Below are 20,656 nucleotides of genomic sequence, written 5' to 3'. Positions count from 1 at the left end.
TCTCCTAACGTCCGGAAACGCTCTTTAGGACTAGTCTGCCGCCACTCCAAGCTTCTCCTCGTCCTGCGGTTCCGCCAGTGCGGCATTCAATTCTGCGCCGACCACCATACCAAGTCCGACCAGCCAGAAGAAAAACAGGGCAATCATGATCCCGGCGAGCGATCCGTATGTCAGGTCGTAGGTCAGGAACCGCTGCAAGACGATCGGCAGGGCCGTGGCCACAACCACCCACCACGTGGTGACCAGCAAGGCGCCTGGCCATTTGGGATAACGCCGCTTGCGATAGGCCGTCGGGGTGAGCGAGAAGAACAGCAGGTAGATCGAGCCGAACAACCCAAATGCCGGGAGGATCCGGGTCAGCGCCAGTTCGTCCAGCATGGCCTCGAATTCCGGAATGTAGGGGCTGACGAATTGCTGCAGAGCCCCCAGCATGAACTGAGCCAGCAGCGACAGCATCAGCAGAAGCACGGCCCCCAGGATCATGCCCATCGAGAGCAGGCGATATTGCCAGAAAGCGCGTACGGGCTCGGTACCATAGGCACGGCGCAGGATATCGCGGATGGTCTCGACCAGGCTTCCAGCAGTCCAGACGCCGACGGCGGCCCCGACCCACAGCAACCAGCCGCTGCGCGCATCGATCACATTGAGCGCGACCGGTTCGATGGTTTCGGCAACTGTTGGTGGCAGGGCCAGCAGGACAGCGTTGATTGTCGCAGCCCTGTCGGACGCATCGCCGATCACGGAAAAGATTGCAGCCCCGGTGATAAAGAACGGGAAAATGGCGAGCATTGCGAGGTACGCAAGATTGCCGGCATGGATGAAGCCATCGTTGAAAGTGCCGATCGCGACCCGCTTTACCACTTCCCAGGCGCGATCACTCAGCTCTTCTCGCGACGTGATCTTCCCCCGGAACTTCAGGGCAGCCTTGCGGCGCAACTCCGGTGTCGGCGAATGGACGATTCGCTCTTTGGTATCTGGAAGCGGATATTTGCGAATGCGGCTGCTCCCCGATCAATGCGCTGTCAGACGCCGAGCCCGTCCCGGGGATTGGAGGAATCTTTCCAATCCTTCAACCGGCTGGCCAGCTCTTCCATATCATCGGGCATCGCTATTTGCAGTTTGACCAGCTGGTCGCCGCGCTTGCCATTCTTGCCAGTAAAGCCCTTGCCAGTCAGCCTCATCACCGTGCCACCTGACATGCCCGGTTTAATAGTCAGCATGACTGGCCCGTCGACCGTGGGCACTTTCACTTTCGCGCCGTGTACTGCTTCATCAAGGGTTAGCGGCAGATCGAGGCGGACATTGTTGCCGTCGCGTTCGAAAAAGGCATGGTTGTCGACAGAAAGCGTAACAATCCCGTCTCCGGCGCCTCCGGCTCCGCGCTCGCCCTTGCCTTTCAGGCGCATTTGCGTGCCGTCTTCGACCCCGGCTGGCAATTTCAGGTCGATCGTTTTGCCGTCGGATAAGGTTATCCGCTGGTCGCGCATTGTGGCAGCATCGATGAACGGCACTTTGAGCCGATAGGCGATATCGGCTCCCTTGCGCGGTGGGGGTTGTGGCCCACGACGTCCGAAAGGTGAGCCGCCGCCGCGTTGGCGCGTTCCGCCACCCCCGAATAGCCCGTCAAATATGTCTCCCAAATCGACATCGTCGGATTGGAAGCCCTGGAAATCTTCGGGGCGAAATCCGCTCTGCCCGCCGCCTGCACGCCTCCCGCTGAAGCCGCCGCCCATTCCGGCAAAAGGATTGGCTGGATTGCCCTCCGCATCGATTTCGCCGCGATCAAATTGCGCGCGTTTGTCCTTGTCAGACAGCAGATCGTAAGCGTTCGTCGCCTGGCTGAATTTCTCGGCCGCCTTGGGATTGTCCTTATTACGATCGGGATGCAGCTCTTTCGCCAGTTTGCGATACGCGCTCTTGATCTCCTTTTCGGAGGCAGTGCGCGAAATGCCAAGGATTGCATAAGGATCGGCCATGGCGTGTTAGCTAGGTGCAACAGTGGATGGGCGCAAGCGTCGCTTTACCCCGGCCCGCGTTCGTTTATGGCTAGCGCGAGGGGCAGACTGCGCATCGGGAGGCATTTTTGACGGTAGGCAATGGCAAGCGCGCATTGGTCACAGGTGTGACAGGGCAAGATGGGGCCTATCTCGCGCGATTGCTGCTCGAGAAGGGCTACGAGGTGCACGGGCTCAAGCGCCGATCTTCATCGTTCAATACCGGGCGGATCGAGGATATTTATCAGGACCCACACGATCCCGATCCGCGCCTGATCCTGCATTATGGCGACATGACCGATGCGACCAATTTGATCCGCATAATGCAGGAATGCCAGCCTCACGAAGTCTATAATCTGGCAGCGCAGAGCCATGTCCAGGTCAGCTTCGAAACGCCGGAATATACGGCCAATGCCGATGGAGTGGGTGTTCTGCGCCTGCTTGAAGCAATCCGGATCCTGAAGCTCAAGGATCACACACGGTTCTACCAGGCCTCCACGTCCGAACTGTACGGCCTGATCCAGCAAACCCCGCAAAACGAGCAGACCCCGTTCTATCCCCGCAGCCCCTATGGCGTGGCCAAGCTCTATGGCTACTGGATGACGGTCAATTATCGCGAAGCCTACGGCTTGCACGCGTCAAACGGCATCCTCTTCAATCACGAGAGCCCATTACGCGGCGAGACTTTTGTTACCCGCAAGATCACACGCGCTGCCGCAGCGATTGTGCTGGGCCGGCAGGACAAGCTCTATCTCGGGAATCTCGATGCCCAGCGCGATTGGGGCCATGCACGCGAATATGCCGAGGGGATGTGGCGCATGCTGCAACAGGATCAGCCGGATGATTATGTCCTGGCGACTGGCACAACGACATCGGTGCGTGATTTCACGCGCTGGGCGTTTGAGGATGCGGGGATTACGCTCGAATTCAGCGGAACGGGCGAGGCAGAGCAGGGAATTTGCAACAAGACCGGTCGTATCCTGGTCGAGGTCGATCCGCGCTATTTCCGTCCGGCCGAAGTCGACTTACTGATCGGGGATGCCAGTAAGGCGAAGCGCAAGCTGGGCTGGCAAGCGAAAATCGGCGTGCGGGAACTGGCGCGCGAAATGGTCACTGCCGACATGGAAATCATGCGCCGGGACCCTGTTACCAAAGACTAACTGGGTTGGGCGATCAGTGCCTTGCCGCTGTTGCACGTGATGGCGGAAATATCGTCAACCAGTGAACAGCTTCCGGCGGTTACTTTTTGGCCGTTCACCACATAGTCGCCCTCGACCGGGATCAACAACAGGCGTCCGGCATACCGCTTGGCCGCCGATGGGCTGGGGACACCGTCGATCCGGTCGAGCCGGAAATGCGGCCCTTCATGCAGCGTAAATTCGCCCGCTGCCGGGATCATATCGCGCTTGCGCCTGGCGTAGGATTGACGCTTGGCCACTCTCAGTGCGTCATCCAGATGAAGCTCGCGAGGGCGCCCGTAATCATACAGGCGATAGGTAATGTCGGCATTTTGCTGCACCTCGATCAGCGAAATGCCGGGGCCGATGGCATGGATGGTCCCGGCAGGCAGGTAGAAGAAATCTCCGGCAGCTACCTCGTGCCAGATCAGTAATTCCTCGATCGATCCGTCCAGCGCAGCGGCCCGCAATTCTTCCTTGGACAAGGATTCCTTGAGCCCGATCGCCAGCCGGGCACCTGGTTGGGCATCGAGGATGAACCAGCATTCTTCCTTGCCGCTCATCCCGTCCGGTGCCTGCGCATCGTCAGGGTGGACCTGGACGGAGAGCTTTTCACTGGTGAACAGATATTTCACCAAGAGATCGGGCATGGCGGCAGGGGGATCGAACCAGATTTCGCCAACACGCGCGTCTGTAACATTGGTGAAGGGTGCCGGAAGCTCATCGCGCCCCCAGACTTTCTCGACACGATGAATTGGAAGGAGTGTCGTCACGTACCTTGCGCCCCTGGCAACTTGCCGACCTTTTGCGCGCCTTCGGGTGTAGTAACAAGCACTTCGTTGCCATCGACCACCACGATCAAGTTGTCGAGACCGACGACGGAAACCCGCGGCCCGTCACTGTCGACCACGATATTGCCGGCATCAATCAGGTCATGCGGCCCGCGTGATGCACCGCCACGCGCTTCGGCCAGAGCCTGCCAATTGCCAATATCGGACCAGCCCATGGAAACCGGCACCATGGCAGCGCGCCCGGTCGGTTCCATCACGGCATAATCGATGCTGTCCCCCTCAATAGCGGCGAAGGCTTTCTCGTCCGGGCGGAAAATCCCGTCTGTGGTCTCGCCCTGTTGCACTGCAATCTCGATCTGCCGCGCCATGGCAGGCCGGTGCTGGGTCAATTCTTCGAGGAAGCGGCTCGCAGTGAACAGGAATATGCCGCCATTCCAGCTATAGCTTCCGTCGGCGAGAAATTTCCTGGCTGTGTCGCTGTCAGGCTTTTCGACAAAGCGATCGACGCGGTATCCTGCCCCCGCAGGTTCTCCCCGCTTGATATAACCATAGCCCGTTTCGGGCCTGTCGGCGGTAATGCCCAGGCTGACTAGAAACCCGTCGCGCGCCAGGGTTGCCCCCGATTGCGCCGCAGCCACAAATGCATCGGTGTCCGCGATATAATGGTCGCTCGGGCATACCAGCATCACGGCATCGGCTGGCAATAGGTGAGCCGCGAGCGCGATGGCAGGCGCGGTGTTGCGGCCCATAGGCTCCGCAATCAGGCCGAGGCCCAAGGCGGCATCCGCTTGGGCGCGGATCAGAGCCATATGGCCGGTGCCAGCAACCACCGTTGCACCGGCAAATATTGTGGTATCCTGTACCCGGTCCAGCGTTTGCTGAAACAGGCTGCGTTCGCCCAGCAGGGGCAGGAAGGGCTTGGGCAGATCCGGTCGGCTGCGCGGCCAAAGCCGTGTGCCGCCGCCACCGCACAGGATCACAGGATGGATCAACTCAGTCATGGCATCGCACCTAGCATGAAAACCCTGTAAAAAAGGTGAGCAATTGCAGCGTCGCGTGCGGCATTGTAGGCGGCACCGCAGGACGGGCAAGACAAGGATGGATTGATGAGCGATTCTGCAGTCGACCAAGCAACCAGCGAAATCCCGAATACCGACCCGTTCGCGCTGTTCGATGCCTGGATGGCGGAGGCGCGCGAAAGCGAGCCAAACGATTCCAACGCCATGGCGCTGGCCACCGCCACTGCGAGTGGCGCACCGTCGGTCCGGATGGTGCTGTTGAAGGGGCACGGGCCTGAAGGCTTCACTTTCTATACCAATGCCGAAAGCCGCAAAGGTGGCGAAATCCGCGCCAATGCACAGGCCGCCTTGCTGTTTCACTGGAAGAGCCTGCGCCGCCAGATCCGCATTGAAGGGCCCTTGAGCGAGGTCGCGCCCGGTGTCGCCGATGCATATTTCCACTCGCGGGCACGGGATTCGCAGCTCGGTGCAGTCGCATCGGATCAGTCACGTCCCTTGCCCGAGCGCCAGACCTTCATCGACCGTTTCAAAGACGTGACCGACCGGTTCGAGGGCGGGCAAGTGGAACGGCCGCCTCACTGGACTGGCTTTACTGTTATCCCGCGGCGGATCGAATTCTGGCGTGACCGGCCCAACCGGTTGCATGATCGCCGCCAATTCACGCTGAACGGCGCAGGCGATGCGCTGCACTGGACCGACACGTTGCTTTATCCGTGAGCGATGATCGCGCCTTCCTGACTCGCAGCGCTGCAATCGCATCGATTGCCACGGCGCTGTTTCTGATTGGGCTCAAATTTTGGGCAACTGCCCAGACTGGCTCGATGGCGATGCTCGGCAGCCTCGCCGACACCACCCTTGATCTGATTGCGAGTATTGCGACGCTGGTCGGGGTTTGGATTGCGGCCCAGCCGGCCGACAAGAATCACCGGTTCGGGCACGGCAAAGCGGAATCGCTTTCCGCCATGTTTCAGGTCATGCTGATTGCCTTGTCGGCATCGGCGATCGGGTTCCGTTCGCTGCAAAATCTGGTCGAAGGCAGCACAACGCGGGCCGCGCCGGAAGGTATTGCTGTGTCGCTGATAGCGATCGCAGCCACTGTACTATTGCTCGGCTGGCAACGCTACGTGATCAAGCGGACTAAATCCGTCGCGATCAGTGCCGATCACGTACACTACCAGTCCGACCTCCTACTCAATGCGGCGGTCATCGCGGCGCTGGTACTGGACCAATATCTCGGCTTCGCACGGGCTGATCCACTGTTCGGGCTGGCGATTGCTGCCTGGCTCCTGTGGGGAGCATGGCGCGCGGCAAGCGAAGCAATCGACAATCTGATGGATCGCGAATGGCCCGAAGACAAGCGGCAACGATTTGTCGAAATCGCGGCGCGGCACCCGGAACTGTCCAATCTGCATGATTTGCGCACGCGCACAGCGGGAAACCGTGACTTCGTGCAATTTCATGTCGATCTGCCCGAAAATATGACGGTAGGAGAATCCCACGATATCATCGAGCGGGTCGAAGCTGACTTGCTCCGTGAATTTCCCGATGCGGATGTGCTGATCCATATCGATCCCGAGGGACATGTGGACGAGCCGGGCAATACGCTGGCCGAGCAGGACGAATTTGCCCGGTTGGAGCAAGGCAAGCTGGAGGACAAGGAATGAGCGGTACCACCATCCCCTATTGGCATGTCGATGCCTTTGCCGACCGGCCCTTCACGGGGAACCAGGCGGCCGTCATGCCGCTCGAGGCGTGGCTGCCCGATAATGTGTTGCAGGCCATCGGCGAGGAAAACAACTTCGCCGAGACAGCCTTTATCGTTCCGGATGCAACCGGTGCAGCGGATTATGAGCTGCGTTGGTTCACGCCGACCTGTGAGATCCGCTTGTGCGGTCATGCCACGCTAGCGAGCGGGCATGTGGTGCTGGAACGCGATGGCGGGGACAGGGTGACATTCCGCACGCGCAAGGCCGGCATTCTCGAGGTGAAGCGGGCCGAAAGTGGCTACGAACTGGCTTTGCCTGCGATTGCCACACAGCTCGGCGAGTGGCCGGAAGCCATTGCCTTGCTGGGTGCGACGCCGGTCGAGGTCTGGCTAAGCCCGGATCGCTACGGCATCTATCTGTTCGAAAACGAGGAGCAAGTCCGTGCACTCGATCCGGATGTCAGAGCGCTTGGCGCGCTCGGAGATGACCAGTTCATCTGTACGGCTCCAGGCACAGATACTGACGTGGTCAGCCGCGTGTTTGTACCTGGCGGCGGCGTGGATGAAGACAGTTTCACCGGTTCGGCACACGCTGCCCTGACTCCGTTCTGGGCTGCAAAACTCGGGCGTGGGACCTTCACTGCATTCCAGGCTTCGCAACGGGGTGGACATGTGGCCTGCCGGTTGGACGGGGATCGCGCATGGTTGGCCGGGCCATGCGTCACGGTGGTTGAAGGAAGCTTCTACCTGACCGGGTAAAGCTCCACGACGTCGCGCAATTGGGCCAGCAGCTCTTTGCGCTGCGGAGTGTCCGAATGGCCCAGGCGCACGATCGTCAGGCGTTGGCCGGGAGAGACCAGCACATACTGGCCCATATGGCCGATGGCTGCGAAAACCCCCTCGGGTTGAGCGATGGGGTGGAGCGGATTGTCTTCTGCTTCGGCGCCGAAATTGAGCCAGGTCTGCGCGCCATAGAATTCTGCGCGCGGGCTGGATGTGGTCATGAAGTCCACCCATTTGCTGGGCACGAGCTGGGCCCCGTCGACCGAGCCGCGATTGCGCAGGAATTCGCCGAATTTGGCCCAGTCGCGGGCATTGGCGTGGATCAGGCTGCCACCGATCAGCGTTCCGCTGGCATCATATTCGGCCACCACCGATTCCATTCCAAGTGGACCGAACAGCCTGGCGTCGAGAAAGTCGGCAACGGCGCGCCGCCGGGTGTCGGGATCGGCGCTGTCTTTGGCGATGACGCGCGCGGCAATGTCGGCCAGGATGACGGTCGTATTACTGGAATATTCGAATTTCGCGCCGGGTTCATCCTCCAGCGGTTGTTCCTTGGCCCATTGCGCCATGTTGTCGCGCCCGTCGAGGAACAGCATGCGGACCTCTGACGAATCATAGGGTGGATCGCCCGCTTCGGTGTGGCGCAGGCCTGACCGCATCTGTAGCAATTGCCGGACGGTAATCTCTCCGCGCGGATCGCCCGGGCGCTGCCATTCAGGGATCGGCGGGCTGTCATCAAGGCGGAGCTGGCCATCGGCGACCAGCATCCCGATCATCACTGCCGTAATAGTCTTGGCCATCGACCAGCTGACAAACCGGGTGTCGGCATCATAACCGGGGGCATAGCGTTCGGCTGCGATTGCGCCATTGTGCATGACCAGCGCGGCACGGGTTTCGCCCACTGTCTCGTCCACAAACAGATCGTCAATTTGCCGGGCCAGCTGGCGCGTTGGCGCGCCGGGCTCCTGCGCCACGGCGGCGATTGCTTCCTGTGTCAGTTCGCGCTCCACCGGAGGGACATCGCCACAAGCAACAAGGCTTGTGAGAAGGGTGACGCTGGCGATAAGGGTGGCTTGGCGACGGTGCATGGGGCAATCCTGTCGCATAAGGGATTTCAGCTTGGCAATGGCAAAAACAGGTGCAGCGCGTTCTTCTGCAAGGTCGACACGCAAATCACGTCGCTGGCCGTGGCTTGTGCTGGCGTTGCTGGTAATCGCTGCGGCGCTGTTCGCATGGTATCGCACGCCGATCACAGGATATGCCAATGTCAGCTCGGCCTATGCAGCGCGCGTGGCGTGCTCTTGCCGGTTTGTCGCGGGCCGGACGCTGGAGGATTGCGCCAAGGACAAACTCGCCGGAATGGAGCTCGTCTCGTTGAGCGAAGACGAAGACGCGCAAAGCGTTACGGCCACCTTCCCGCTTATCGCCAGTGACACCGCCCGCTTGCGCGATGGCTACGGCTGCGTGCTCGACAGCTGGGACAGCTAGCGGCTCGCCACGCTTTGAGTGAGAAACCACTGATACGCAGTACTGATGCCCGCTTGCAGTTCTGTGCGCGGACGCCATCCCAAGGCGGCAATCTTCGATCCGTCCATCAGCTTGCGCGGTGTGCCATCAGGCTTTGACGTGTCATAGGTAATAGAGCCGGTGAAGCCGACCACATCGCAAACGGTTCTGGCCAGATCGGCAATCGTCAGATCGCTGCCCGACCCGATATTCACATGTTCCTCGCCGGAATAGTTGCGCAGCAGGAACAGGCAGGCCTCGGCCAGATCGTCGACATGCAGGAATTCCCGACGTGGCGTGCCCGTTCCCCAGATCTCAATGCTGCTGGCGCCCGCTAGCTTTGCCTCATGTGCCTTGCGGATCAGCGCGGGCAGCACATGGCTCGATTGCAGGTCGAAATTGTCCCCGGGACCATAGAGATTGGTCGGCATCGCGCTGATGAAATCGCACCCATGTTGCCTGCGATAGGCCTGGCACAGCTTGATCCCGGCGATCTTGGCAATCGCATACCATTCATTGGTCGGTTCCAGCGGACCGGACAGCAGCGCGTCCTCCCGGATCGGTTGCGGAGCCATTTTGGGGTAGATGCAGGACGAACCGAGGAAGAGCAGCTTGCCGACGGCATGGCGATGGGCGGCTTCGATCACATTCGTTTCGATCATCAAATTGTCGTACAGGAAGTCGGCCGGGTAGGTGTCGTTGGCCAGAATTCCGCCGACCTTGGCTGCGGCCATAACGACCGTATCGGGCGTGTTCGCTGCAAACCAGTCACGCACCTGTTGCTGTTGGCGCAGGTCAAGGGATCGCGGCGCTGCCAGAACTTCGCAATCGTGCTGCTCGAGCTGCCGGACGATGGCCGAGCCGACCATGCCGCGGTGCCCCGCAACATAGATCCGCTTGCCTGCCAGATCATACATGGACGCGCTCAGACTGCCTTGGTAGTGGAGGCTATCCAGCCGCCGCCCACCACGCGCTCGCCGGCATAGATGACTGCCGCTTGTCCGGGCGCTACGCCATATTCCGGAGTTGCGAACTGCAAGGTGACTTCGCCACCATTGCCCAGCGTGCCTTCTACGGTCACCGGCACCGGCTTGGCGAGAGAGCGAACCTTGGCCGTCAATGGTACTTCGGGCAGCGGGCCAATCCGGTTGGTTTCGATGATCTGTGCTGCCGTCACGGCCAACATCTGTTTGGGGCCCACTTTGACTTCGCCTGACGCCGCGTCGAGCCCGACGACATACAGCGGTTCGGGCTGGCCTCCGATGTCGAGGCCGCGCCGCTGGCCGACAGTATAATGCACGATGCCCTTGTGCTCGCCCAACACCTCGCCGCTGCGGGCATGGACGATTGCGCCGGGAGTGCCGCCTTCGGGACGCATTTTCTTGACGATCTTGGCATAGTCGCCGTCGGGCACGAAACAGATGTCCTGACTGTCAGGCTTCGCCGCGTTGCGCAGGCCAGCGGCTTCGGCAAGCTCGCGGACCTGGCTCTTGGGCAACCCGCCCAGCGGATAGCGGATATAATCCAGCTGGGCGTCGGTCGTCGCGTAGAGAAAATAAGACTGGTCGCGGGCCGGATCGAGTGCGCGGTGCAATTCAGGCCCGGCTGGCCCGGCGACCCGGCGCACATAATGCCCGGTCGCGAGGCAATCGGCATCAAGTTCTTTCGCCATGCGCAGCAAGTCGGTGAATTTCGGGCCCATATTGCAGCGGATGCACGGCACCGGGGTTCTCCCGGCAAGGTAATCATCCGCAAACTGCTCGACCACTTCCTCACGGAAGGCACTTTCATGGTCGAAGACATAATGCGCGATGCCCAGATTGTCGGCCACGGCGCGCGCATCGCGAATATCGTCGCCGGCACAGCAAGCGCCCTTGCGCCCGGTTGCGGCTCCGTAGTCGTATAGCTGTAGCGTGATGCCGATCACTTCGGCCCCGGTCGCAGCGGCAAGCGCGGCGACTACAGAGGAATCGACCCCGCCCGACATCGCCACAACAATACGGCACTCTGAGGCGGCGCGCGGCAGGTCGAACAGGTCCGCTGCTTCGTCGGCGCGGGTCAGGGGGGCAAAGGCATTCACAATGCGCGCGCCCCTACACGCCCTTCGGCTGCGAATAAAGGGTTCCTGCGATGCCCCGCGAGCGTTGCGGAATCCTAAGGCGCAGTAAATGCCGGCTTTACCCGATCTTGACCGTCGCGAGTCTAAAGGGGTCGTCATGTACGAGAACAACCACAGCTTTCCGGGTCGCGAAACCGGTTCAGAAGAGGGCGGATTGCGTCCGCTGGCGTGGGCCGAGCTGGCCGCACGCCTGACCGCGCAACGCGACATTCGCGCCGTATTGCAGCCCCGCGCCCGCGAAACGGCCGCTAGTTTCAATGCCGATGCCGCATCCCGGCTGGCGCAACCTGATTATGACAAACGGGAAATTAACCCAGATGCTTTAGCCGATGGAAAATATCCATGGGCCAAACCCGCTGGTGCCGCTGATGGAGCGGCGCAAGGCGACCGAGAGACACGATGATCGAGAACCAGAAAATCCGTCCGGCCCAGGTCATTGGTCCGCTAGGCGAACCGCTGACCATTGATGACTTGCCGTCGCCCAAGACGAAACGCTGGGTCGTGCGCCGCAAGGCCGAAGTGGTTGCAGCCGTCAATGGTGGCTTGCTGAGCATCGACGATGTTCTCGAACGTTATGGCCTGACCCTGGAAGAGTTTGCTTCCTGGCAGCGCGCGGTCGATCGCTCGGGTATGCAGGGCCTGCGGGTCACCCGGATCCAGCACTATCGCGACCTCTACGAGCGTCAGCTCAAATATTGAGGCCGCTGGCCAAACCGCCCGAAATTTCCTAGTCCCCTCTTCGATAAGCTTCGGCTTTGAGGGAACAATGCCGTCTCCGTCGCGTAGGTGGAGGGTATAGAGCATTGTATTTTAGGAGGAAAACATGGGTTGGATTATTGCATTGGTCGTCGGTGGCATTGCGGGCTGGCTCGCCAGCCTGGTGATGAACCGTGATGCCTCGATGGGCATTTTCTGGAACATCGTCGTCGGTTGCGTGGGTTCGGTCGTGGGTAACGCGATTGCGGGCCCGCTGCTCGGTATTGGCGGCAGCGTCCAGGAATTCTCGATTACCGGTCTGATCATCGCCGTTGTTGGCGCCGTCGTATTGCTCGGCATCGTCAATCTCGTCCAGCGTGGGCGCGTGCGCTAAACGCCTGACAAATCGAATATCTGCAACGGGGTCGCTGCGAAGCGGCCCCGTTTTGCGTTTTCGGGCGTTACAAGAGTGCAGGTCACCGCCCAATTCCTTCGTCCTGCCGCCTTGTCGGTTGGTAGAGCGCGCGATTGCGCCGGTCGAGGCTCCGTCCTAGGGCTGATAATGCAGGGGCAAGCGCTCTTGCGCGGGGTGACTTAGTTAGATAATACAGCGGCCTTTGAAGCCTTGTGCCGGTGATGGGAACAGCATGAACTACCAGCCGAATGAAATTCGCAGCGATACGCCGGCCCAGGTGCACGGGGAATCTCTGTCGACCGTTGAATATGGCGAGGAGCGCAAATCGAAGCTTCCTTGGATCATCCTCGGCATCCTGATTGTCGGGGCATTGGTGGCTGCGTGGTACTTCATGGGTAGCGGATCTGGCACGGCGACACCCGTGGCGGATCGTGATGAGCAAGCACCCCGGATTACCGTGGTCGCTCCCGGTGCCGGAACCATTCAGGGCACTATCAGCGCCACAGGTACGCTGGCAGCGCGACGCGCGATGCCGGTTGGCGTAGTGGGCGAGGGCGGCCGGGTGGTCGCCGTGCCGGTAGAGCAAGGTCAGTGGGTCAATGCCGGGCAGGTCCTGGCTTCGATCGATCGCTCGGTCCAAAGCCAGCAAGCCCGCGCGCAGGCAGCACAAATCGAAGTGGCGAGAGCCGATGCAAGCCTGGCGCAAAGCAATTTGGATCGCGCCCTGCAGCTGGTCGAGCGCGGGTTTATTTCCAAAGCAGATATCGATCGCCTTACTGCCACACGCGATTCTGCACGCGCACGGGTAAGTGTGGCGCAGGCCCAATTGGCAGAATTGCGGGCCCGTAACGCCCGGCTGAATATTGTCGCGCCCGCATCCGGCCTTCTACTGGAACGGAATGTGGAGCCGGGCCAGACGGTCAGCGCTGGCTCAGGCCCTCTTTTTACCATTGCCCGTGGCGGCGAGCTGGAGTTGATGGCGCAAGTCGGTGAAACCGATCTCGCCCAGCTTTCCACAGGTGTGCAGGCAACGGTTATTCCGGCCGGCACGGACAAGAGCTTTGCCGGTCAGATCTGGCAGCTGGAGCCGACAATCAATGCCCAGACCCGCCAGGGGACCGCGCGCATTTCCTTGCCGTATGCCCCTGAACTGCGCCCGGGCGGTTTTGCCACGGCCACCATCCAGAGTGGCACTATCGTTGCGCCGATGCTGCCCGAATCAGCCATTCTGGCCGATGACGAAGGCAGTTTTGTTTACATTATCGACGCCGACAACAAGGCCCAGCGCCGCAGTGTAACGACCGGCATCGTCACGAATTCCGGCATTGCGATCAACAGCGGCCTCGACGGTAGCGAAAAGGTCGTATTGCGTGCAGGCGGCTTCCTGACCGAAGGTGAATCGGTTTCGCCACAAATGGCTGAGGCCGAAACGAGCACCGGGGGCTAAGCGCCATGAACTTCCGCAATATCTCTGCCTGGTCGATCCGGAACCCCGTGATCCCGCTGGTGTTTTTCACCGCGCTGCTTTTCGCAGGGATGCTCAGCTTTGCCCGTATGGATGTGGTGAACAACCCGGATATCGAATTTCCGGGCGTAAATATCACCATCGCCCAGCCGGGTGCCGCGCCGACGGAGATCGAAAACCAGATCACCCAGCGGGTCGAATCGGCTGTCCGGTCGCTAAATGGCGTTCGCAATATTTCTTCGACCGCGCGCGAAGGCTCTTCGAATACATTCGTAGAATTCGAAATCGGCACCGACGTCAATGATGCGGTCGCCGAAGTAAAGAATGCGGTCGACTCGACCCGTGGCAATTTACCCGACGGGATTCTCGAACCGCGGATCAACAAGGTCGAAATCGCTGGCGGTTTCCTGGCGATCTACGCCGTGGAAGCTGACGATATGACCATCGAACAGCTGAGCTGGTTCATCGATGATGCGGTGGCCAAGCGATTGCTGTCGATCGAAGGCATGGCCGAGGTCAACCGGTTCGCCGGGGTCGACCGCGAGATCGAGGTGATTCTCGATCCATCAAAAATGCAGGCGCTGGGCGTCACGGCCAGCCAGATCAATAACGTATTGCGGCTCGACAATATCGATGCCGGCGGCGGTGTGGCCGAAGTGGGCGGGACCCGCCAATCGGTCCGAGTGCTGGGCAATAATGACAGTGCTTACGAGCTATCCCAGCGCCAGATCCGCCTTGGGGGAGGTCGCACTATCAAGCTGGCCGATGTCGCGACTGTGCGTGACGGCTTCAGCGAACGGACCTCGATCAGCAAGGTGCGTGACAAGGAAGTCGTGAACTTCGCCATGTCGCGCGCCAAGGGCGCATCCGACGTCACGGTGTTCGACAAGGCGCTGGAAGACATCGCGAAGATCGAAGCCGAGAACCCCGGGGTGCGTTTCATCCCGTTGTTCAACACGGTCAAATATACCGAAGACCAGTATGAAAGTTCAATTGCGGCCATGATCGAGGGCGCGATCCTGGCGGTGGTCGTGGTGTTCTTCTTCCTGCGCGACTGGCGCGCAACGGTCATTTCAGCGGTCGCGATCCCGCTCTCGGCGATCCCGACATTCTGGTTCATGGATTTGCTCGGCTTTAACCTCAACCAGATGTCCTTGCTGGCGCTCGGGCTGGTCGCCGGGGTGCTGGTCGATGATGCGATCGTTGAGATCGAGAATATCGTGCGGCATATGCGGATGGGTAAATCCGCCTATCAGGCCTCTATCGACGCCGCCGACGAAATCGGTCTTGCTGTTGTGGCCACGTCCATGTGTATCGTTGCCGTCTTCCTGCCGGTTGGTTTGATGCCCGGTGTTACCGGTCAATTCTTCCAGAATTTCGGACTCACGATTGTGGCTGCAGTTCTGATGAGCCTCGCAGTTGCGCGAATGATTACGCCGATGATGGCGGCCTATTTCCTGCAGTCGAAGGGCGAGGCCGCCCATGGCGAAGGCAAGTGGATGGACCGCTATATGAGCGTCCTGCGCTGGTCGCTCGATCGCGGGAAAATGTATGCCCGCCGCGAGGGGATTGAACATCCGCCACGCAACCGCTTCCTCTATGCGCTGGCCGCCATCCTGCTGCTGTTGGTGATGATGCTGGTACCTGGTGCCGTTGTTTTGACGCTGTGGGGCATGGTTTCGGAGATGAACCTTCCGGACAATGCGGCGCTGGCTGTCGGTGCTGATCCGCTGGCCGGCATCGGCTTCCTGCTTTCGCGCGTGGTCGCCTTGTTGCAGCTTGCCCTTGTCATCGGTCTTGGCTTTGTTGCCGCTGTCCTGACCCTGTTGGGCCTTGGCTTGCTCAGTCGCCTGTTCGGGCAAAAAATCTCTGATCGCTGGCGCTATCTCGAAGCGCGCTTCTATGATCACCGCGTATGGATGCTGACGATCGGGTTCTTCTCGTTCTTGGTCACGATCCTGCTGTTCATGAGCACACCGTTCCAGTTCCAGCCGGAAACCGATGACGATAACAGCCGTATCGAAATCGAAATGGTCCCCGGAACCACGCTGCAAACGACCGAACGTGTGGCTGATGACGTCGCCGCATTGCTCTATCAACAGCAGGAAGTTGATCGTGCGCTGGTGCGCGTGCGCGAAGGTCAGGCCACGATCTACATCACGCTGGCAGAAGACCGGCAGCAGAAATCGTTCGAGTTCGAGCGCAGCCTTGCGCCGGAATTGTCTAAGTTTGCCGATGCCCGTGTACGGTTCCAGTCACAGGGCGGCCCGGGTGGCCCCGGCAGCGGCCGTGACCTTACCATTATGCTGGCCGGGTCTGATCCGATCTTGCTGAAGAGCACCGCAGCCAACCTGGTCGAGGAAATGAAGGGGCTGGACATGGTCACAGCTCCGCGCATCAACGCCGACATTCCGCGGCCCGAAATCGTTATCCGTCCACGGGCCGATATTGCAGCCGAGCTGGGCGTTACGACGATTGCGTTGAGTCAGACGATCCGGATCGCAACTCTGGGCGAGATCGAGCAAAATGCTGCGAAATTCTCGCTTTCCGACCGCCAAATTCCGATCCGCGTCAAGCTGCCGCTGGAATCGCGGCGCGATCTGGAAACGATTGCCCAACTGCCAGTCCAGACTGCCAATGGTGGCTCGGTGCCGCTGGAGCGCGTGGCCGAAATCAGCTTCGGTTCCGGACCGACCAGCATTCAGCGTTACAACCAGAACCGCCGTGTGTTTATCGGGGCCGACCTTGCTACGGGAGTCCTGCGTGGTGACGCGATGGAGCAGATCAATGCCCTGCCGACGCTCGCGGACTTGCCTGCGGGCGTGATCCGCGATGCAGTGGGAGAGGACGAACTTCAGGTAGAGCTGCTGACCAATTTCCAGACTGCCTTGATTGCCGGCATCCTGCTGGTGTTTGCGACGCTTGTGCTGCTGTACAAGCGGCTGATGAGCCCTCTGGTCAACATGGCCTCTCTGGCTCTTGCACCCCTTGGTGGCATTTTCCTGGTGTGGATCGTCGGCCAGCCGCTTTCCATGCCGGTATTGATCGGCATCCTGTTGTTGCTTGGGATCGTGTCCAAGAACTCGATTCTGCTGATCGATTTCGCGATCGAGGAAATGGAAACCGGCCGTCGCAAGCTGGAAGCCATTGTCGATGCGGGCCACAAGCGTGCGCAGCCGATCGTGATGACCACGGTCGCCATGACAGCGGGTATGGTGCCGACTGCCCTCTCGATCTCTGGCGATGGTGCATGGCGTGCGCCGATGGGCACGGTGGTGATCGGGGGCCTGATCCTCTCGACCCTGCTGACCTTGCTGATCGTTCCGCCAGGCTTCAGCCTTGCGGACGGATTGGAGCGGCGGATGGGCCCGTGGATGCGGCAGAAATTCCTTACCTATCGTCCCGGTGATGCCGATGGCGACAAGGCGCCGGACGATGCGGGGCCGGAGGCGACCCCGGCCGAGTGAAGCCGTCGAGTGACCAGTCAGATGCACTAGCGGGCGGCGATCTGCTGGCCGATCGTGCGCGCACGATGCGCATTACGGCCACGTTGATGCTGGTCCTGATGGCGGCGATCTTCATCGCTACCCATCGCCTTCTCGATCTGCATCCCGCCTGGGGCTATGCCAACGCTTTTGCGGAGGCCGCGATGGTTGGCGGACTGGCCGACTGGTTTGCCGTCACCGCTCTGTTTCGCCACCCGCTCGGCATTCCGATCCCGCACACCGCGATCATCCCGGAGAACAAGGATCGCATTGCCGACACCATGGCGCAGTTTCTGCGCAGCAATTTCCTGACGCCGGCGGTTGTCGCGCGGCGGATGCAGGGGATGAATGTCGCACAGGCAGCCGGGGATTTTCTGGTCGCGCCAGGCACGGAAACACGCTCGCGCATTACCGGTGGCGCTGCCGAGCTGATGGCCGAAATTCTCGAATCGCTCGATCCGGACCGGTTGGGCAATCAGGTGCGTTCGGGCCTGGCGGGCCAGGTTGCCAAGATCGACGTGGCGCCGCTCGTAGGCCGGATGCTGGAAGGCGCGATTGCCGACAAGCGCCACTTGCCGCTGATGGACGGGCTTATCCGCTGGGCCGGGCTGACGCTGGAAGATAATGAAGAGACGGTGCGCGATATCATTCGCCAACGCGCCAATGCGGTGCTGCGTTGGACCGGCTTGGATGAACGCATTTCAGGTTCGGTACTGGACGGGCTTTACCGGCTGCTGGCCGAGGTCTTGGTTGATCCCGATCATCCTTTGCGGGGCAAGATCGAAGAGGGCTTGGACAAGCTGGCCAGCGATCTGCAAACCGATCCGGCCACGCGTGAACGGGTCGAAGAGCTCAAGCGCGACCTGCTGGAAAACCCCGCCGTTGCCGAATGGTGGATGGGGGTTTGGGAGCGTATTCGCCAGTCGCTGATCCGCCGTGCCCGTGATCCTGAAAGCGCCCTTGGCGGCGAAATGCGCAAAGGCCTGGCCGAGCTGGGCAAGGCCTTGCAGGATGACCCGCGGCTACAATCGCAGATCAACCTGTTTGCCCGCCGCACCGCAGTGGGGGTCGCAACCCGTTATGGCGACCAGATCGTGCAGCTGGTGTCGGAGACGGTGAAGCGCTGGGATGCAACAACGGTAACCAACCGGATCGAAGGTGCCGTCGGGCGTGACCTGCAATTCATCCGGATCAATGGGACCCTGGTCGGTGGCCTCGTCGGCCTGACAATTCACGGTCTGATCGAAATCTTCTAGCCCGGGATCCGGAACCGCACAGTCGAACGCCAATAGGAGGCAAGCGGCTCTCCGTCTTCCCCCAATGCCGGCTTGAACCGGGCTCTCTGCATCAGCTTGTCGCAAACCGCGCGATCAAAGCCGTCCGGGCGGGTCGATTGCTGGATATGGCATTGCGACGGCTTGCCCTCGGCATCGACGGACAGGCGGAACTTCACGATACCCTGCTCGCCTTTCGCCAACAGATTGCCCGGATAATCGCGCGATGTCAGCCACCTGCCCGGATTGCTTGCGGGGGCGGCCGCCCGTGTCAGCTTGCTATGCGCCGCCACATCAATGCCCCAATGCATCAGCAGTTCGTCGGTGCAATTACGCATTGCCTGCATCGGATCGCCCATCGGGCCAAGCTGGAAACGTATCGGCTTGCCACCACTCCGCCGAATATCGAGGTAGGATAACCCCGCTTCGATTGCGGGTTGGATTGTGGGACCACGCGGGGGCGCGGACGCCTCTTCCTGGTCGAAATCTCGGCGCGCATCGCCATTCTCACGAATCCCCTCCACCGGGGCCAATGTGGTGGAAGTGAAAACGAGCGCGGGCTTGTATTCGCCCAGATCGCCGACATCGACTGTGCGTCGCCGCGGTTCCCCGCCACCTTCAGGGCCAAACTGGAAGGTGACCTCGTTGCGCCCGCTACCGCGCATCGGCTGGCCAGCCACCACCATCAGGAAGCTATCGCCGGGCCCGTATCTCTCGAGATAGAGGACCGTGCGCTGCTCTCCCTCGCCAAAGAACCGCGCGAGGCGGCAGCTGTCATCGGCATAGTTGAGATTCCATGCCCCGGTCGGTTCCAGCACCACTTTGGGCGCCGGCATCCGGGCCTGCCCTACCGCTGGTTGAGGAATCATAAGCGCGGCAGTGGCCAGCGCCGTAAGTTTGCGAACCCTGTTTGTCATGGGGCAAGAATAGCCAAGCAATATCAAAGGGCAAGCACGACCGCGTCCTTATCTATTATTCGCGGGGTCAAGCCCGATTGGCTCGACCGGGTACGCTCCTGTCGCATTCGCAACCATTTCTGCCAATTGGCAATTTCCGAGTGAGATGAATAGTCTCGTCCCAACCGGAAGGGAGAGAATGATGAAAGCGCTCAAAACCTTGTGGCTGTTGGTCGTGGGAGCGGCGGCACTACCCGCTCAAGCCCAATTCTATGGCGGCGGGATGGACACCTATGGTTTGTGGGAACCGCAAAGCTGCTCACTCTCCAGTGGCTCTCAAGCAGAACGCGATGCCTGCTATGGCGAGGATGAAGACGAAACCCGTGACGTGCCAGTCTGGTCGCCCCCGGCGGCAACGGTCGCAATACCGCCCGCCATCTTTGGTTTCGAGACGTCCAACGCAATCCGTCAGAGCGTTTATGATCGCATTTTGAATGCGCAATTGCAGGCGCAGATCAAACGGGAAAACAACGGTCAGTCCATCATCCAACAATGGGAAGCGCAACTGCGACCCTATGGACTGAAGACGAATAATCTGGCCGACGCGATGACGGTCTGGGCCCTCAATGCGCATGGCATCATCAGCGGTGATTTCTCACCGCCCGACCCTCAGAGTGTCAAACCGGTAAAGGCGCAATTTGCATTTGGCCTGACACAATCGGGCAAGCTCGCGTCGACAAGCGATGCTGACAAGCAAAGAATGGCAGACCAATTGTGGGTCTATTCCTATGGCTATGCGCAAGGCGTACTAGCGCGTGAGACCCAACCACAGGGGTATCGGGCTGCACGGGAGGCGGCGATCAAGCATGCCGAGCAGCTTGGCATCGATTTTTCCCGTGTGGTTTTGACGGGATCGGAGGGGTTCCGTGTAACTGCAACATCGGCACAGGACGGCACGGCAGCAGCGGCTGCTACGTCCTTTGATGAGGTGGCCAGCAGCTATGGTGCGCGGAGAAACAAAGTGCTGGAGCAATACCTGGCCAATATGAAGCGGTTGGGTCGTGATCCCGATCCGGCAATTGTGGCGATAATGACAGAGCAATACGACGAACCGGAGTGAGTTGTCTTGAGCACGTCTGCAAATCTCGGATCGACATTGGTTCAAACGGTGGAAAGCCGTCAGTTGCGAAGATTTAACGACGAAACAGGCGCGCCATAGGCAGCACGCTTTCGCTGCTTCCTCAGACAACATCACATTCCTCATAGCAAAAACCCCTGCCTGGCCAGTAGATTGGCCAGGCAGGGGTTCTAAGCAGGCTTCGGCAGATCC

At 60.4% G+C, this 20,656-nt stretch carries 20 protein-coding genes; 12 read left to right on the top strand and 8 right to left on the bottom strand.

What is annotated here, in order from left to right:
* Positions 1–30: 30 nt before the first annotated feature.
* Both ABD653_RS09005 and ABD653_RS09000 read right to left on the bottom strand, forming a co-directional pair.
* Positions 31–936, bottom strand: coding sequence for a YihY/virulence factor BrkB family protein (locus ABD653_RS09005; protein WP_199801079.1), 906 nt, complete (start codon positions 934–936; stop codon positions 31–33).
* A gap of 86 nt (positions 937–1,022) precedes the next feature.
* Positions 1,023–1,976, bottom strand: coding sequence for a DnaJ C-terminal domain-containing protein (locus tag ABD653_RS09000; RefSeq protein ID WP_160778370.1), 954 nt, complete (start codon positions 1,974–1,976; stop codon positions 1,023–1,025).
* Between the two features lie 107 nt (positions 1,977–2,083).
* Here ABD653_RS09000 and gmd point away from each other — a divergent pair, with 107 nt between their 5' ends.
* On the top strand, positions 2,084–3,154 hold the full coding sequence (gene gmd, locus ABD653_RS08995; protein ID WP_160778369.1) for a GDP-mannose 4,6-dehydratase: 1,071 nt from the start codon (positions 2,084–2,086) through the stop codon (positions 3,152–3,154).
* On the opposite strand, the gene ABD653_RS08990 is transcribed toward gmd, so the two are convergent.
* Together ABD653_RS08990 and ABD653_RS08985 are read right to left on the bottom strand one after the other, a co-directional pair.
* Positions 3,151–3,945: a class I mannose-6-phosphate isomerase gene (locus tag ABD653_RS08990; protein ID WP_160778368.1), complete on the bottom strand. Its 795-nt coding sequence runs from the start codon at positions 3,943–3,945 to the stop codon at positions 3,151–3,153. The two genes, gmd and ABD653_RS08990, sit on opposite strands and share 4 nt — an antisense overlap.
* On the bottom strand, positions 3,942–4,964 hold the full coding sequence (locus ABD653_RS08985) for a mannose-1-phosphate guanylyltransferase (RefSeq protein ID WP_160778367.1): 1,023 nt from the start codon (positions 4,962–4,964) through the stop codon (positions 3,942–3,944). The genes ABD653_RS08990 and ABD653_RS08985 overlap by 4 nt, the downstream gene beginning before the upstream one ends.
* Before the next feature lie 105 nt (positions 4,965–5,069).
* Between ABD653_RS08985 and pdxH the strand changes: the two genes are divergently transcribed.
* From pdxH to ABD653_RS08970, 3 genes are read left to right on the top strand one after another with little or no spacing between them, the layout of a single operon-like run.
* Positions 5,070–5,699, top strand: coding sequence for a pyridoxamine 5'-phosphate oxidase (gene pdxH / locus ABD653_RS08980; RefSeq protein ID WP_160778366.1), 630 nt, complete (start codon positions 5,070–5,072; stop codon positions 5,697–5,699).
* The gene (locus ABD653_RS08975) at positions 5,696–6,646 is read left to right on the top strand and encodes a cation diffusion facilitator family transporter (RefSeq protein WP_160778365.1); all 951 of its coding nucleotides are present in this window, start codon (positions 5,696–5,698) and stop codon (positions 6,644–6,646) included. Before pdxH ends, ABD653_RS08975 begins: the two co-directional genes overlap by 4 nt.
* Entirely contained in the window at positions 6,643–7,446 is an 804-nt protein-coding gene (locus ABD653_RS08970; protein WP_160778364.1) for a PhzF family phenazine biosynthesis protein, read from the top strand. The genes ABD653_RS08975 and ABD653_RS08970 overlap by 4 nt, the downstream gene beginning before the upstream one ends.
* On the opposite strand, the gene ABD653_RS08965 is transcribed toward ABD653_RS08970, so the two are convergent.
* Positions 7,431–8,558, bottom strand: a complete 1,128-nt coding sequence (locus ABD653_RS08965; RefSeq protein WP_160778363.1) for a serine hydrolase domain-containing protein — start codon at positions 8,556–8,558, stop codon at positions 7,431–7,433. The two genes, ABD653_RS08970 and ABD653_RS08965, sit on opposite strands and share 16 nt — an antisense overlap.
* 37 nt (positions 8,559–8,595) lie before the next feature.
* Here ABD653_RS08965 and ABD653_RS08960 point away from each other — a divergent pair, with 37 nt between their 5' ends.
* Positions 8,596–8,958 (top strand): hypothetical protein, encoded by a 363-nt coding sequence (locus ABD653_RS08960; RefSeq protein ID WP_160778362.1) that lies wholly within the window; start codon positions 8,596–8,598, stop codon positions 8,956–8,958.
* On the opposite strand, the gene fcl is transcribed toward ABD653_RS08960, so the two are convergent.
* Both fcl and mnmA read right to left on the bottom strand, forming a co-directional pair.
* Complete coding sequence (gene fcl, locus ABD653_RS08955) at positions 8,955–9,893, bottom strand: GDP-L-fucose synthase (protein ID WP_325065365.1); 939 nt, start codon at positions 9,891–9,893, stop codon at positions 8,955–8,957. The genes ABD653_RS08960 and fcl overlap by 4 nt on opposite strands.
* Before the next feature lie 8 nt (positions 9,894–9,901).
* The gene (gene mnmA, locus ABD653_RS08950; protein ID WP_325065364.1) at positions 9,902–11,056 is read right to left on the bottom strand and encodes a tRNA 2-thiouridine(34) synthase MnmA; all 1,155 of its coding nucleotides are present in this window, start codon (positions 11,054–11,056) and stop codon (positions 9,902–9,904) included.
* Positions 11,057–11,144: 88 nt separating this feature from the next.
* On the opposite strand from mnmA, the gene ABD653_RS08945 reads away from it, so the two are divergent.
* The 6 genes from ABD653_RS08945 to ABD653_RS08920 all read left to right on the top strand — a co-directional run bounded on the left by ABD653_RS08945 (position 11,145) and on the right by ABD653_RS08920 (position 18,412).
* Positions 11,145–11,498, top strand: a complete 354-nt coding sequence (locus tag ABD653_RS08945) for a hypothetical protein (RefSeq protein WP_199801305.1) — start codon at positions 11,145–11,147, stop codon at positions 11,496–11,498.
* The gene (gene sciP / locus ABD653_RS08940) at positions 11,495–11,794 is read left to right on the top strand and encodes a CtrA inhibitor SciP (protein ID WP_160778359.1); all 300 of its coding nucleotides are present in this window, start codon (positions 11,495–11,497) and stop codon (positions 11,792–11,794) included. The genes ABD653_RS08945 and sciP overlap by 4 nt, the downstream gene beginning before the upstream one ends.
* A gap of 124 nt (positions 11,795–11,918) precedes the next feature.
* Complete coding sequence (locus ABD653_RS08935) at positions 11,919–12,185, top strand: GlsB/YeaQ/YmgE family stress response membrane protein (RefSeq protein ID WP_160778358.1); 267 nt, start codon at positions 11,919–11,921, stop codon at positions 12,183–12,185.
* Positions 12,186–12,438: 253 nt separating this feature from the next.
* On the top strand, positions 12,439–13,653 hold the full coding sequence (locus tag ABD653_RS08930; RefSeq protein ID WP_160778357.1) for an efflux RND transporter periplasmic adaptor subunit: 1,215 nt from the start codon (positions 12,439–12,441) through the stop codon (positions 13,651–13,653).
* Between the two features lie 5 nt (positions 13,654–13,658).
* Positions 13,659–17,138, top strand: coding sequence for an efflux RND transporter permease subunit (locus ABD653_RS08925; protein ID WP_160778356.1), 3,480 nt, complete (start codon positions 13,659–13,661; stop codon positions 17,136–17,138).
* Between the two features lie 65 nt (positions 17,139–17,203).
* The gene (locus ABD653_RS08920; protein WP_199801181.1) at positions 17,204–18,412 is read left to right on the top strand and encodes a DUF445 domain-containing protein; all 1,209 of its coding nucleotides are present in this window, start codon (positions 17,204–17,206) and stop codon (positions 18,410–18,412) included.
* Here ABD653_RS08920 and ABD653_RS08915 read toward each other — a convergent pair.
* Positions 18,409–19,347 (bottom strand): energy transducer TonB, encoded by a 939-nt coding sequence (locus tag ABD653_RS08915; RefSeq protein WP_344705327.1) that lies wholly within the window; start codon positions 19,345–19,347, stop codon positions 18,409–18,411. The two genes, ABD653_RS08920 and ABD653_RS08915, sit on opposite strands and share 4 nt — an antisense overlap.
* A gap of 178 nt (positions 19,348–19,525) precedes the next feature.
* Here ABD653_RS08915 and ABD653_RS08910 point away from each other — a divergent pair, with 178 nt between their 5' ends.
* Positions 19,526–20,446: a DUF6683 family protein gene (locus ABD653_RS08910; protein ID WP_344705326.1), complete on the top strand. Its 921-nt coding sequence runs from the start codon at positions 19,526–19,528 to the stop codon at positions 20,444–20,446.
* The last annotated feature ends 210 nt before the right edge of the window (positions 20,447–20,656 follow it).

Origin of the sequence: Parerythrobacter jejuensis, assembly GCF_039536765.1 — a bacterium.
GTDB lineage: Bacteria > Pseudomonadota > Alphaproteobacteria > Sphingomonadales > Sphingomonadaceae > Parerythrobacter > Parerythrobacter jejuensis.
Note: the sequence above shows the minus strand (reverse complement) of the source record. Positions and strands in the feature narration are given on the sequence as shown.

Excerpts from the sequence above, each read along its gene's own strand:
- ABD653_RS09000 (WP_160778370.1), bottom strand. The coding sequence starts at position 1,976 with ATGGCCGATCCTTATGCAATCCTTGGCATTTCGCGCACTGCCTCCGAA.
- ABD653_RS08985 (WP_160778367.1), bottom strand. The coding sequence starts at position 4,964 with ATGACTGAGTTGATCCATCCTGTGATCCTGTGCGGTGGCGGCGGCACA.
- pdxH (WP_160778366.1), top strand. The coding sequence starts at position 5,070 with ATGAGCGATTCTGCAGTCGACCAAGCAACCAGCGAAATCCCGAATACC.
- ABD653_RS08970 (WP_160778364.1), top strand. The coding sequence starts at position 6,643 with ATGAGCGGTACCACCATCCCCTATTGGCATGTCGATGCCTTTGCCGAC.
- ABD653_RS08965 (WP_160778363.1), bottom strand. The coding sequence starts at position 8,558 with ATGCACCGTCGCCAAGCCACCCTTATCGCCAGCGTCACCCTTCTCACA.
- ABD653_RS08960 (WP_160778362.1), top strand. The coding sequence starts at position 8,596 with ATGGCAAAAACAGGTGCAGCGCGTTCTTCTGCAAGGTCGACACGCAAA.
- fcl (WP_325065365.1), bottom strand. The coding sequence starts at position 9,893 with ATGTATGATCTGGCAGGCAAGCGGATCTATGTTGCGGGGCACCGCGGC.
- ABD653_RS08945 (WP_199801305.1), top strand. The coding sequence starts at position 11,145 with ATGCCGGCTTTACCCGATCTTGACCGTCGCGAGTCTAAAGGGGTCGTC.
- sciP (WP_160778359.1), top strand. The coding sequence starts at position 11,495 with ATGATCGAGAACCAGAAAATCCGTCCGGCCCAGGTCATTGGTCCGCTA.
- ABD653_RS08935 (WP_160778358.1), top strand. The coding sequence starts at position 11,919 with ATGGGTTGGATTATTGCATTGGTCGTCGGTGGCATTGCGGGCTGGCTC.
- ABD653_RS08930 (WP_160778357.1), top strand. The coding sequence starts at position 12,439 with ATGAACTACCAGCCGAATGAAATTCGCAGCGATACGCCGGCCCAGGTG.
- ABD653_RS08925 (WP_160778356.1), top strand. The coding sequence starts at position 13,659 with ATGAACTTCCGCAATATCTCTGCCTGGTCGATCCGGAACCCCGTGATC.
- ABD653_RS08920 (WP_199801181.1), top strand. The coding sequence starts at position 17,204 with ATGCGCATTACGGCCACGTTGATGCTGGTCCTGATGGCGGCGATCTTC.
- ABD653_RS08915 (WP_344705327.1), bottom strand. The coding sequence starts at position 19,347 with ATGACAAACAGGGTTCGCAAACTTACGGCGCTGGCCACTGCCGCGCTT.
- ABD653_RS08910 (WP_344705326.1), top strand. The coding sequence starts at position 19,526 with ATGATGAAAGCGCTCAAAACCTTGTGGCTGTTGGTCGTGGGAGCGGCG.